This is a genomic window from Mucilaginibacter flavidus (genome assembly GCF_024055575.1).
GTDB lineage: Bacteria > Bacteroidota > Bacteroidia > Sphingobacteriales > Sphingobacteriaceae > Mucilaginibacter > Mucilaginibacter flavidus.
In genome coordinates, this window is sequence record NZ_JAMXOE010000030.1 from 58542 (window position 1) to 73406 (window position 14865).

General features: G+C 46.0%; 6 protein-coding genes. All 6 read left to right on the forward strand.

The window, feature by feature from the left end:
* The first annotated feature begins 319 nt into the window (after positions 1 to 319).
* Positions 320 to 1810 (forward strand): HEPN domain-containing protein, encoded by a 1491-nt coding sequence (locus NAF19_RS27265; protein WP_252793537.1) that lies wholly within the window; start codon positions 320 to 322, stop codon positions 1808 to 1810.
* A gap of 1026 nt (positions 1811 to 2836) precedes the next feature.
* Positions 2837 to 3409 carry an OmpH/Skp family outer membrane protein gene (locus tag NAF19_RS27270; protein WP_252793538.1) on the forward strand — a complete coding sequence of 191 codons (573 nt, stop codon included), beginning with the start codon at positions 2837 to 2839 and terminating at the stop codon, positions 3407 to 3409.
* On the forward strand, positions 3406 to 3984 hold the full coding sequence (locus tag NAF19_RS27275; protein ID WP_252793539.1) for a hypothetical protein: 579 nt from the start codon (positions 3406 to 3408) through the stop codon (positions 3982 to 3984). Before NAF19_RS27270 ends, NAF19_RS27275 begins: the two co-directional genes overlap by 4 nt.
* 22 nt (positions 3985 to 4006) lie before the next feature.
* Entirely contained in the window at positions 4007 to 12679 is an 8673-nt protein-coding gene (locus NAF19_RS27280) for a putative Ig domain-containing protein (protein WP_252793540.1), read from the forward strand.
* 60 nt (positions 12680 to 12739) lie between these two features.
* Positions 12740 to 13318 (forward strand): hypothetical protein, encoded by a 579-nt coding sequence (locus NAF19_RS27285; protein ID WP_252793541.1) that lies wholly within the window; start codon positions 12740 to 12742, stop codon positions 13316 to 13318.
* A 47-nt stretch (positions 13319 to 13365) separates the two neighbouring features.
* The coding region (locus NAF19_RS27290; RefSeq protein WP_252793542.1) for a hypothetical protein at positions 13366 to 14865 on the forward strand (1500 nt) is incomplete at its 3' end.

Consider the following 14865-nt stretch of genomic DNA (forward strand, 5'->3'; position numbering starts at 1 on the left):
GTCTTTTCTCCCCGCAGTAAATGTTCAAATAACCACGAATATTTACCTCTGATCTTAAAATAAAAGCCCCTTCAAACTCGCTCCTTAGGGGCTTTAACCTAAACCTTATCACAATAGGCGGAAGAATTCCGCCGTTTGAACCGCAAATATAAGGAATGTCTATTGATTGGTAAGCGATGGCCCGGCCCTTCCCGGGTATCATTTGAAGTTTAATACAACGCGTTTTGATGTGAAATACCGGTCTTTTCGGTTCGGTACGGCTTGTTGCTGCTTTTCTTTTGTTATGCTGGTTAATGAGGGCCGGTATAATAATATGGTTATGGATAATTTAGTTTATGCCCCGTGGGAACAAATGCCTTTTCATCTTCGCCTTGAAGAGGTTCAGCGTCCGTTATCGGTTTTGGAGGAGTTCTTTTTTATCAGGTGCCCGGCAAGTCATTTAAAGTTTTTGAAGGAATGGCGTCATTTTGTTTTGTGTGACCAGTTTTATAACGATAAGTCCGACGGGCCTGGGCATTTGCTGTTTGTTCATGAATGGAATATAAAACTACTGGAAGCACTATACCTGGTGCTGCTGGACTATAAAGAGAACCGGTACCAGTTTATGCCGGTGCCTGACGACCAGCTATCCGCAGAGGAACGGAGGTGGTCATGGTTTCCAAAGGAACTGGCTCAGGACGAACAGGCTGACCCGTACCTGGCTGTTAACCGGATTTTTAAAAAGATCAGTTTGCCAAAGTTCAGAGATTATTTGAAGGAGTGGCTGTCGGCGGCTTTGTATAAGCAGGAGATTGACGAGTCGATGCGGCCTGCGGAGGTGGTTAAGGTTTTTGACAGCCTGGAGAAACTTTATTGCGCTGCTTGGCTGATCAGGCAGCGTCAGGGTAACGATACGGAAAATGAGGCGCTGGATAGGCAAGAAGACTTGGCGAATGAGACTGTTGGGGTAGAACTTCCCGTTGAAATCAAAGAACCAGAACCATTATTAAAGCTGGATTTCTTCAAAACAATGCGTGCGCTATGTTCGGGATTAACTGGTGCCGGGGAACTAGGGCTTGATGAGGTAAAGACAGTAATTTTAAAGGAGGTTCCTTCGGTTCGTAACATAGTAGTACTGGGGATGCACGCTAAACTTTATACCTATTACCTGTTGGTAGTTATCCATGATTCAGATAAGACGCCGGAACATGAGGTAGCAAATAAGATCGAGGACATTTGTAAGCAATTGGCTGCTGTATTTGCTATAGTTCATAGAGCGGCATGGGCAAGCCAGGAGATTGTGGCCGGGGACCATTTTTGGAATAATGCTATATATAACGGTACAGAGGTATATACCTCAGAAGGGTTTACATTGCCGGAACATAAAGCTGTGGGGAAGGATGAGCGGAAGGAAGCGGCGCGAAAGGACTGGAACCGCTGGGGAAGGCAGGGCTTGCAATTTTTAAAGGGTGCGAAGCGGTATGTAGAAGAGGAGCAATATGGAATTGCTGTATTTATGCTGCACCAGGCGGCGGAAAGCTGTTTGATCGGCATTATACGGGTATTGTCGGGATACCGGACTTCATCACATAACCTTTCGCGGATGTTAAGGCTTACGCTGTTGTATACGGACGAGATAATGGATGTGCTGGAGCTGGAAAAGCCGGAGGAGGCGAAGCTATTTAATTTGCTGCAATCTGCCTATTCGGAGGCGAGGTATAAAGGTGACTTTTGGCTGGAGGAAACAACGGCAAAGCTTTTATCACTTAAGGTTCAGCTATTAGTAAAAAAGATTGAAGTTTTTTATTTGAAATTGATTAGTACTCCCTAAATTTTAAATACTATTTAAAATAAACACCCCGTTGGAAAGGGCGGCTGCGGCAGGCGGCTTCATTGCACCTCGCGCTATGCGCCGGGTTCCATTGCACCGCCAGCCTCGCTGCCTGGATTGGTGCAGGAGTGCTGCTCGTTCCTCGCGCACACCTGCTTTTGGATTTTATATGACAGTACCATTGCACCACGTTCACAAAATTAGCACCGCAGGAAAACAGTAAAGGGTATATGAACCCCGATGATAGGATCGGGGCCCTTGACAGTTTTCCTGCTAGCTGCTGCCGGTTGTTTACGTATTGCAATGGTATGGTGTGGCAAGATCGGCGGGGTAAATCCGATGTTTATTTCAAGCAATTTCGTTAAAACAAACGACAGGTTTTCGTCAAACGAGATATTTGCTTTTCAACCCCTTTTGCATTTATATTCTGGTTAGACTTGCTTTATCCAAATGACATTATTATCAGGAAGCATCATAAAAAGATCTGTCATTGATCCCAGGCTCGTTTAAATACTGTATGTAAGATTGATTTCGGAAACATCGCTTGCTGTATAATTTTCACGTATCATCCAGCAACCGCTGTTCTGCGGTTGAATGTGCCTGGCATTTTATCAGTAAGCGTCCCAACAACTTATGTAACGTTCCCATTTCAGTGCGGATGTTTAAAAAATTCAGGATCAAATACTTAAATGTAAATTATCATGTCATACAGTTAATAAAAATAAAAAAAAATAAAAAAATTGGGATTAAATAATCTTTTAGTTAATATTGGAGTACCGAAACAACAAAAACCAAAACCGATAAAATGAAACAACCTTTGCCACCAATCAGAATAACAAACTTTCTTTTTTTAATTGCCTATTTAGCTACCTATTAACCGTGCTGGCGTGTTAGCGCCTTAATTTTGTGGCTTATTCAGTCGTTTTTCTCATCCCTGTCATTTGGCGTGCGCCTTGTGAATTAAAAAGATGTGTGACTAAAGCTGTTAAGAATTGACCAACCCTAGACAATATTTTACTATTTCATATGCAAAAAAAAGACGAATCAAAAAACTTCAAACGGATATGGTTTATAAGCTACCAAGTAGCAATAGTATGTGCAATTGTATACCTGCTTCTTACACACTTTGTGAAAAATGACAAAATTGCCTATGTCGATTCAGCACGAATTTTAAATGAATATAAAGGCTCAAAAGATGCTAAGAAAGCTTATGAAATAAAAGCCAAGCGGTGGCAGGCCAATATAGATACACTTACAAATGAGGTTAAGACTGCGATTCAGAAGTATGAAAAAAGCCTTGCAACGCTCACACCAAAAGAACAGGAACTCAGTAAGGAACTGATAAAGGGAAAGGAGCGTTCCTTAAACGATTATCAGCGTGCGATACAGCAAAATGCAAAAGAGGAGGATGGAAAACTTACGCAGCAAGTCGTCACCGAAATAAATGCTTTCTTGATAAAGTATGGTAAAGAGCATAATTACAAACTCATCCTTATCGCCAACCAGTCGGGAACAATCGCCTATGCAAGAGAGGGCCTGGATATCTCAACTGGTGTTATTGAGGAACTAAACAAACAATTTGGGGAAAAAGATAAATGAAACGAATGCTGATCGCCTTCTTATTAATGTGTTTGTTTTCCGCTTGTGAAAGTAGCAAAAGCAAGACATTTAAGACACGGGCAGAACTCATCAAATATATCAATAATCCGGAAAACGGATTAAAAAAAACGGATTCGTCCGGAACGGTAAAAGCAACGTTTACCTATAGGCCTGCGGAACTGATTTTACCCAAACAGATGACCTATACAAAAGATCAATTGGAGTTAGTACGGAAATATCAAAATAGCCTGGCCTTTGTTATCGGTTTTACAGCGAACGGTAAAGAGGTGCTGAACCATCTCCAATCAGGCCAATATAGCGGAATCGTTCAAACATTTGGCTTTAGAATGGAAAGATATATAAAAGCCATACCGGATGGCGCCGCCGCGGTTAGTGCCGAACAGTGTCTTTTCCTGCAGACATTCGGAATGGGTGCCGCGAACCAGCTATTGGTAGTTTTTGATAAACGGAAATTAATTCATTCCAAAAAAATAGATTTTGTTGTAGGTGAATTTGGGCTGCGTACCGGCGACCTGCATTTCAGCTTCCGCACAGAAGATTTAATGAATATATAACAAAGAACAAACCCCGAACCTTATGTCCTTTACACGTACATCAAGCAAACGCTTTAAGAAGTCGGTCGCGATACTTATGTTGCTTACCCTACTTAACGAAATTTTTGCACCAACGGTAGCCTTTGCACTTACAAGTGGTCCTACAGCCCCCGAGCCAAGCAACTTCGAACCTGTCGACACGACTGATATGGTCAATCCTCTTACCGGCAGGATGACTTATAATATACCGCTTTTGGAAGTTCCCGGCCCGGAAGGCGGATATCCGCTTTCATTGGCTTATCACGCAGGTGTACAGCCTAATGAAGAGGCGTCTTGGGTCGGATTGGGTTGGTCACTCAATCCTGGCGCGATCACAAGGAATGTCAACGGATATCCCGACGATTGGAGCAGTGCTGCGGGCGTAACTAGGACCTTATGGAACGGGGGACATACGGAAAGTATTACCGGCGGCATCGGACTTGGTTACGGTCCTGCATCGATAAACGCCAATCTTTCTTTTTCGCAGGACACCTATCAGGGCTTTGGTGTTGGTTTCTCGATGAGTGTGGGTGAGAGTCTTGGTGCTTCAAGCCCATTTAACGTCGGCGTAACAATTGGAGTTAGCCCGTATGGCCAACCTTACATGGGTGTCGGATTAAGTGCTATTGCAGGTTTGAATGGCATACAGGGATTAAAGACGTCAGCCAATATAGGCGTTTCGACAAACTTCCAGGGTGTCGCCGGATCGGCAGGGGCAGGAATATCCTACGGGCAAGGTAATCATCCGACTTCGCTCCTTGGGGCTTCTATTTCAACAAATAACTCAAAAGCGTCTTTAAACGCAGGCGGCTATGAGCAAACCAGCGTCAACAATCCGGATGGTAACCATATTAGCACCGCGTCTTCAGGCTTTATGATACCTATCCCTCTGGGAATTTTTAGCGGTTCAATTGGTTATAATTATACGAGGTATTGGATGGATAACCCAACTCCGTTTTCTGCCAATGGTGTCTTGTTCAATCGCAGCGGATTTACAAATGCTGCAGAACTCACTAACAGCGACGATGACAACTACCAATTGCTCGACCCGGTAAATACCAACATAGTAGATAATCAGGATCCCGTGCTGCAACTCGGAGGGACATTGCCAAACTTTGACAATTACAACGTTACAGGCCAGGGCATTGGGGGAAGCATCCGTCCTTACATATTTTCATCCATTCTTTATTCCCAAAACCGGATAGATAATACCAATCATTCTGGTGATGTATATGGCATTTCTTTGACGTCGAGCGGCACTGTCAGGTCAAAATGGCAATTCCGTTTTATCAACGATCTGTCAAATGCTTACAAACAAAACTATCCGTGGAGCGCAGATGGCAGCAATACGCAGCAGGTATACAATTTTGACGGTTCGCCGACCTATGGAAATAACGATGGCGATTATGGTTACGACAGTTCAACCAACCGCCTTGAAGGGTCGAGCCACATCGAATATTTTTCCAATGACCAAATAGCTAATGGCACGGCTGCCGCAAGGGGATTTGTTGATTGTGATGCGGCTGGTTTTTTGCGTCATACCAGTGCAAATCATGGGTTAATCAACGGGGTTGACTATAGTACCGTAGGTAAGCAAATTGGAGGTTTTATGATAACGAATCCCAGTGGGGTAACCTACCACTACGCATTGCCTGCCTATAGTTCGGACGAGTTCCAAACCAGGGAGAACTTTGTAGCGGCCAATATCAATAACACGTCCCATACCGTCAGTTTTTTCCATACTGACCTGTCCAAAGGGGAGGCTTATGCCTATACCTGGTACCTCACCGCTATTACCGGACCGGATTACGTTTCCAGGGGAGGAGTCTCTGGTCAAATAGATCCAAGTGATTGGGGCTATTGGGTAAAATTTGATTACGGTAAATGGACGGATACCTATGTTTGGCGAACGCCTTCCGAAGGGTCAAACGAAGATTTTGCTTCACCTGGCACTACCACTTATGCAACAGGGAGAAAGGAGTTGTATTACCTGGATGCAATTGAAACCAGAAGTCACACAGCCATATTTGAAAAGGAAATCCGCGCGGACGGTAAGAGTTGCACAGAGCACGACGAGGTTACCCCTTATAATCCCCAGGCTTTGTATTATCCCCAAAACAACAGCGGAGTTATCAAACACCCGAAGTCCACTTTAAGGCTTAATAATATTTATTTGTACCAAAATGATCAGTTACCTGAATCGGTTCACGCAATCCGGCAAAACAGTACCAATTATAATCATTCGTTTGCTTATAGCAACGGACAGGAAAATGTTCACTATGGTTCTAATGTAATTGATATAAATGACATCAACTCCACTCTTAAAAACAGCTGCATAAAAAAAATCGCTTTTAACTTTGACTATTCCCTAACTAAAGGGTGTCCGAATAGCTATGACCCTGGCGGAGCACTGACCTACGTACAAACCCCAAACACGACCGCTCCCACTAATCTTTTGGGTAAACTCACCTTATTATCCGTCGATTTTCAAGGGGCTGGCGGAACGCCGGTTTTGCCGCCGACCAATTTTGTGTATGATGTTGATCCCAATGACCTTCAAAACCAGGATAATATCGCCTTGACTGCGCTGCAAAGCTACAATTCGACAACCGGCGTATTGACGCCGGCAACGGTACAGGTTCAAACTCCCAATAAATTCAAAAGCGGTGATATCCTGTCTTTCATGCAGGGAGGAACAAAATATTACTGTACATTACTGAATCCGACCGATGCATCCGGGGTTGTATTCGCCGCAAGTTTTCTTAACGGTGCTCCTGCAGCTTTGACGTCGAACCTACAGGCGGTCCGGACCAAAAATCCTCCGTATAACAAGGATGCGTTTGATTATTGGGGTAATTATAAATCCGATTATGGCATTTCTCCACCATTATATCAATATCAATATACTACGATTGCCGGATCCCTTCCTTTCATCAAACGGCGCAATACCTCGATTATCTCAAACAGGTCGGTCGATGTTTGGTCGCTTCGCAAGGTAATTTCAAGCGTAGGGTCCGAAATATCACTAAACTATGAGGGAAACACTTACAATAAATCCGCGTTGAGCAAGAACCAGTCAATTATCATTGCCGCCACAACCGGAACCCAGGTAGCTGCTCATACATTCACCTACACCGTCAATCCGGGGGACATTGATTTAAACACCGCATATAAGGTCGGTGATCCTTTACATATGGTGTTTATCGCTTATCATAATGATCCGACTGGTACAATGTCCTATGGCAATACCGATAATTATACAACTCCTGCCAAAATAACCGCCATTAATGCCGCACAAAATCAGCTTACTTTTTCTGTTGACCCGCAGATGGAAACTGCAATTAATCCCAGCACTTACCTGTTATATGCAAACCTTACCGTCAACGGTCATTATTACAACGGCGGAGGGAGCCGTATCAGGGATATCATCGTGGACCAGCTCGACGGAAATATACGAAAGACATCTTTTGATTACAAGAATCCCGGGGCGGCAACCGGAACGTTAAGTTCGTCAGGGATTACGACCTACGAACCTTTGGTATTTGATTATGACGGGTTATCGGATTTGACGTTTAAAAACAGGATTTTTGGTCGTACCGACCCGACCCCATACATCAACTCGTACCGGAAGGATTTGTATACAAAAAGCAGCAAGATGCTTTCTGTTGCGCGCGAAGTTCCGAGTCCTGGCATCATGTATGAATATGTCGCCGTCGCAGATAGTTCACTGTTAGATGGCGGTCGTGCCGTGCCGATATCCGGAAAGACCCTTTATCAATATGAGGTGTTTACCCCGGAAATGATTGGGCTGTACGACAACAACGACGAAGGCACGGTTGCCGTGACATCGACACTTGCAGTCCCGACATCTTCGTCATCTATCATGCCATCAATCGCTAATGGGATTGTCAGCCAGTCAAAAAAAGACCGTTCGATCAAAGATTATACCAGCAGAGTAGGCAATTTGAAGCGGGTAGTGACGTATGATAACCTGGGCAATAAATTGACTGAAAGGATCAATCATTATCTTAGCGATCCTTTGGATAATACGTCATTTGAAAATCAATCACAACTGGAATCCTTACTCAATTCCTATAGTGGCATCGGCATAATTAAGGAGCGTTATGGCAATGCCCGGCTGCTCACCCAGTCGGAAAACCAATTCACAGGGACTTATAAAAGCATATTGATGTTAACCAACCGGGAAACATACCCCAATATTTCGACGGGGATTACGCAAATTGATTATAAGAACGGTACCCGGACAGACCAAACCAATCTTTCCTATGACTTTTACAGCGGCGCCGTAACCCAAACCTTGCTGAGTGACTCTTACGGAAACCGTTTTCTCTCGCAAACGACACCTGCTTATACTTTGCAAAATTTTTATCCGGTGCTGGGCCTCAAAACACATGACGACGTAGCCGTTACGCAACATAAACAAATGCTTACGCAACACGCTGCAGATTACACGTTTTCGGTGGATCAAAATAACGCGAAGCTTGGCGTCATAACAGCGACTGTCCAAACCTGGTCGAATCTTGTACCTGTGCTGGATCCTGATGGCGTTTCGACTACCTACAAACAAGACGGTATCTGGCGCAAGGAAAAATCGCTGTCATGGCTCGCCGACGGAACTTCCGCAAACAACCTCACTCCAATTGGCTCATTTGTGGATTATTTCGGTACAGGCGGGACTTCCAGTCCATCATGGAAAAAGACGGGCCAAATTACCAAATACAATGTTTATTCCGCAGCGCTGGAGGGCACGGACATTAACAATCACTATGCTACCACGCGCATGGGGTATAACAATACGAAAGTTGTTGTTACAGGGGACGATAGCCGCTATGATGAAATCTCCTATAGCGGGGCAGAAGACGCTTTGCTGACTAACGGTAATTTTTCAACAAATATTTCAAAGGGAGGTGGTACAGTTGTTGCCGACACCACAAAAGCCCATTCCGGGGCGAAATCGCTCATGGTTGGTGCAGGGGCAAACGGTTTTACCTATACTGTCCCGGTTGCCAATCTTAATCCAACTCATCAAAATTATAGTGTTTCCGTATGGGTAAAACCATCTTCCGGGACAGTAAATCAGGCACAGCTTTATTACAAAGTGGGCACCGGGGCTACGATTGTTGGGGTACAATCTTTCACTAAATCTGCCAATTCGTGGTATCTCATGGAAATGACCGTCCCGGCAGCAGATATTACGTCCGGTAACCTGGTCGTCGGCTGTAAAAATGGGGGAACTGTGGCGATGTATTTCGATGATTTTCGCTTTCAGCCAACTGCTTCAAATGTCACTTCTTACGTGTATGACGGGAAGACGGGCGATTTGATTTACACCTTAGACAATAATAATTTATATGTGCGATATCAATATGACGCTATCGGCCGTCTTATTCGTGTCTACAAAGAGGTCCTTGGCAAAACCAATATACCGTTGATCGAAGGTATCGCTTATAATTTTGCAAAGCTGCCTGCCGCCTGCCCGGTTGTAATCCCACCCACCCCGCCGGCAAGCTCTTCGGTAAGTACCGGCTCCTTCGTCACCTCAAATGTCATGGACACTGAGTGGAAACAGGAAGCACCGGCAAACTATTCACTAGCTGATGACGACGGGACGACTATTAATCCCAATAAGAATGCCGGCGTAAACGCGGGAAAGTTCGCTTATTTTTCTACGGCTGCCGGTGCCCCGGTTACCGGAACACTTTCCTTTTCAGCGAAAGGAAGCGGTACGATCGACGTTCAGCTGCTTTCGACAAATAATTACTCCATCCAGGCCAGCAAAACATTCACGCTCACTTCGACATTTCAAAATTTCAGCTGGACGCTGCCCAGCCTGTCAGCAAACACAGAAATGGTGGCTGCCGTGGTTGTTAACGGCGGGAATTCATCTTCGCAGGCTTCCGTTCAATTTCAGAATAATTTTGCCCTGAACCTTACCCAATTGGGACTGACCGCAAGCTTCACACGTTTCCGCGCGGACCAAACCTCGATGATAGGAAACGCCGAGAAAGACTGGTACGGATGGAGCGATGCTTATAATGCCCCGCGGAAAAAATACCTGCAGCATTCAGCTTATGCGCGCATGCGTTTTCAGACAACTGCGACACAGATCGCCATTGAGTACGTCCGCGATTTTTATGATAAGCGTGTTGTTAATCTTTTTGCGGCAGGACAGACGCAAAACGGAAAAATTTTCGACGCCAACGGGAATGTAATTTCCGGGACAGGTGCGGTAAACACCTATACCCAGGTAACAGGCGGGCAGATTTATACAATTTCCGGCCTGCAAACAACAAGTCCTGTTGTTGCATGGTATCATAACGGTGTTCCTCTGGCTACGCCACTTCCTACTGCACTGGTCAATCAGGCAGGAACCGGCCAACCAAAACTATATCAGGTGACCGCCCCGGCTACTGCGACTACTATGGGTTTATTGGTGCAAAACACCAACGACAACTTTAAGGTGTATGCTAATTGTATGGTTCAACAGGGAGCCATCGGTACGTTAACCCCGCTGGACGGCCATATTCCGTCGGCGTTTACACCTTTTACAGGGTACACACCATCCAATATTTCCGGTCCTGCAATCTTTATAAACGGTGCACTATATAAATACTACCAGGTAGAGGGGACGGATGTGGCGAAAGTCGTACAGTTCGTTAGCGACGTCCTTCCGGCAGGAACCAAAACCGTGGAAGTGATGATGCCTGGCCAGGGTACTTATCTGCCGGCGGATCCCCACGTCCGGCACGCCGGCACCTACCTAAGGGCTGTGTATTTTCCCGGGACGACTACAACCGCATCTCCGGCCGGAACGGCAGCAGCCAACAGTATCGTCTATATTCACGACTCCATCTTATCGGGATATAATATTTCGTCAAATGCCCAGAGCAATGTATGGATGATGATGACGCGTAACCCGGGATTTGGATTTACCGGTGATATTTTCTCAGAAGGATATGCAGGACGTCTGCTATACACCGATGTAGCAACTCCGGCGATGACAACTGCATTTGCTACTAAACTGGCTTCGTTTGGCGTTGACAAATACTGGTTCCAGATCGGGGTAAACGACTATGGGTTCAATACGCCGCTTCCTTTGTTTTACAACCAGTTTAAGTCACTTATTGAGCAACTTAAGGGATTACGGCCTAACGCCAAAATTTATATCCAGGCTACCGGACCGGAAAGCTACGAAGGACCGAATGGCGAAACAGTATCCGATGATGGTCTTTCATCCACCGGCCCGGCGGCTAATGATTTCCGGGATGTGCAACGCGCATTGGCGACACATTACGCATATTGCGAGTATGTTGACTTTGAGAACTTGTTCCCGGCTTCAGTGGCCAACCTGTCTGACGGTATCCACCCGACAGACGCGGGTAATACACTTTACGCGAATGGCATTAAAAATAAGAGTACGTTACTCGGTACCGTACTCCCAACCACAGCACTGGCGTTTTATAGAGCAACAGCACACCATATGACGCAGTCTGTACCAGGTGTTTTTACAATTACGGGTTCCGGCGGGAAGGCTCCTTACGTATTTACAAAACTAACAGGTTCGCTTCCGGATGGCCTTACTTTCAATAATGACGGCACAATAACAGGTAGCGCCGCTGCCGCAGGTAGCTACCCGATCTCGGTGAAAGTAACCGATGCCAACAGTACGTCAGTGACACAAACGTTCACCGTCAATGTTGACCTGACACCAAACGTAGTTGTCGGTCCGTTACATCTAATTAATGCCCAGATAAACGTTCCCTATCAGAAGGCGTTACATGGTTATTATGGTTATGGCCCTTACACATTTACCATTAGTGCCGGTGCTTTACCGCAGGGCATGGTGTTCGATGCAGGGAATGGTATCATTTCCGGTACGCCGACCGTGTTAGGAACGTCTAAATTTACCGTCACCGCAACTGACCATTACGGTTTTTCGGGCAGCTCGGACTATACATTGGTAACAGGATCCGGCGTGCCGACAGCCTTAACAGACACTTACACCGTGACCGCGACAGTAGACGGCAATAATCACTTATGGTTAACCGGGCACCTGAACGACATCTATTCAACAACTTTATTTGCTTTCATTGGGGCATATTTTACGCCTCCAGGTCAACCTGTAGAATTCCTCAGCGGAAACCTGGTTAATGTGCCGGTTGGTTTGAGAGATGGCCCGCCAGTAGACATGGGTGCAATGGGATTACTTCCGGGAACATTTTCTGTACGTATGGACAATGGGGGAATATCACCGGCAACATTAGACGAAGTTAATATCGGTTTTAATCCCTCAACCACACAGTCCTTGACGACCAGCGTTTCCTCTCCAACTGAACAACTGACTGTCAATGCGGTTATCAACGCTTCAGGCCATTTGATTGTGACGGCCAATTTGCCGGCTGCACCATCACTGGAGATTTTCACAGCAATGGGAGCCATCGTTACTCAGGGGACAAATTCCAATTTTATATCCGGTCCTCCTGTAAATATATTGGCGAACACGTTAAGCAGCGGCGGCGTGGACTTTGGCGTCGTTCCTGGTACATCGGGAGCCATGACGGTCCAGGTCACAATCGGCGCCGTTAGCCCGACGTCCGTGGACGGGAAGGTTGTAACTTATAATTCAACAACTAATTTTAACCTGGTGAAACCTTAAATGCGCTCGGAGTCATCAGCTTTATACTGGCTCCGGCATGATGATTATAAAATTTGTAATATGATGAAAAGAAATTTGCTTTTAATATCATTATTGGTGATCTCCACAGGCGTTTTTGCGCAGACCGGCAAATTCCAGAAGGAGATCGATTCCGCAAAAAGCCGGTTCTGGCAAGCTGACTCCTTACGACGAATGCACAGGCCTAAGGATACCGTCCGGAATGCGCTGGAACAGTCTCCCTTTGTAACAATATACCAGGAGCCAAAAGCTATTATTGTCGGAGTGCACCTGGTACAGTTGCAACTGGTCAGGTTCCGGCATGAATATTTTTTAAATGTCGTTGTCAGGGCGGGACTTATCAAGCCGGTAGTGGTGATGGAAAAGGCAGGACTTGAATTATCAATGGCAGATGGCAAAACTATAAAGACCGCGTCATTGGGAAGGGCGGTTCCGAGAGGAAGCGAAGTACGTAACAGCAGTAATTTAAGCATGATTTACAGGTTGACTGCTGATGACGCGAAAAGGTTAAAAGCGGGGACATTAAATAGTATAAAAATCGCTTATGACAGCGGACAGTGGTCTTTATCTACCACCCCATCTGGTGCCATTAATCTTACAGCAGCCATTAAAACTATTTAAAGGCAGTCCTGTGTGAAACAATTTAAAATTGACTTAACCCATTTGTTATGAATGTTTGTGATATCAAAAACCAGGTATTTGGGAGTGTTGCAAGGAAATGTGGATTTCTCAGGCAGGCTAACCAGTATTTGAAATGCCTGTTTTATTTCGCCATATTCTTCTTAACGATAAATTCTGTTGCCGCCCAGGATTGCGATAAGAACTGGGTATTGGTACGGCACTATGATGAGAACGGTACTGAGATAGGGACGCAGAAGTCATATTTTGACAATAACGGTAAGCCAACGCAGAACCAGGTAAAGAATGAAAGCCGCGGGCAGGTACTGGCAACCCAGACCTTGTATGATTTCCAGGGCCGTTCGGCGGTACAGACATTGGCGGCCCCGATAGGGAACTCCGTATTTAAGTATAATAACAATTTCGTAACGTCCGGCGGCACGGCCTATAACTACCTGAATTTTGACGGCGACCCGGCTAATACCTCTAACCCGACCGGCAAGTTAAATACCCCCGATGCCGTAGACAATGCGCAACAGGGCAGCCTGGGCTGGTATTACAGTGACAACAATACCCTGGAGCCGATGGTGGGCGCTACATCCTTCCCGTATACGCGCACAGATTATTACCAGGATGGCAGCGGTGCTGCAAAGCGTTCATCCGGGGTAGGCGAGCAATTAAAGATGGGAACGGGCCATGAAGTAAGCAGTACGAGTTTCCCGGTGCAGCATGAGCTGGACAAGTACATGACGATACGTAATAAATATTTCGCCACGGCAGCCGGCAGCAGCCCGTTAACCTTATCGGGACAGGGCCTACAGACGATTGCGACAGATCAAAACGGGTTAAAGGTTTTAACAGTTACGGACCTGTCGGGCAAACAGGTGCTGATGACCGCCCGCGCAGATGCTGCCGGTGCATTGTCTATACAGAATACGCTATCGATGACGAACGTAACGCCGTCATTTATCTACACTTTTACGGAGGGCGCATCGCTGGGCTTCCCGGTCAGCTATGAAACGATCAGTTGTGATGATCCGACGAATATCGTAATCACGTGTACGTCATGCGCTCCGCAAACGCAGGTCTATTCCGGGCCGGGTAACGGGTACACGCTTAACGCCAATCCCAATGCCAGCTATTCCATTGCATCGCTGTCACCGTTCTATATCAGCGAATTTGCCACCTCGCCGGATCACCGGGCTTTAAAGGAAAAGGTGGCGGCCGCTTTTGCAGAGCCCGGCAGTACCTCTTTCCAGTACTTCCAGCTGGGGGTTCCTTCAGCAGTCACAGTAACCGGGAGTTTTAAACTGTTTAATATGCTGACTGAAACAGAGGTTGCGGGTTTCAGCAGCGGCAATACGCTCCAGCCGGGCTACTACAAAATACTGGCGACGCAGCCGGCCGCACTGAATGCGGTCAATACGGTTACGGTCACCTATACGAATAAGTACACAGATGTGAGCTTTAATTTTTATAACCAGCTAGGCCAGACGATAGCCAGTATCACGCCAAACGGATCGAAGATACTGATACCAAGCGACCTCAGC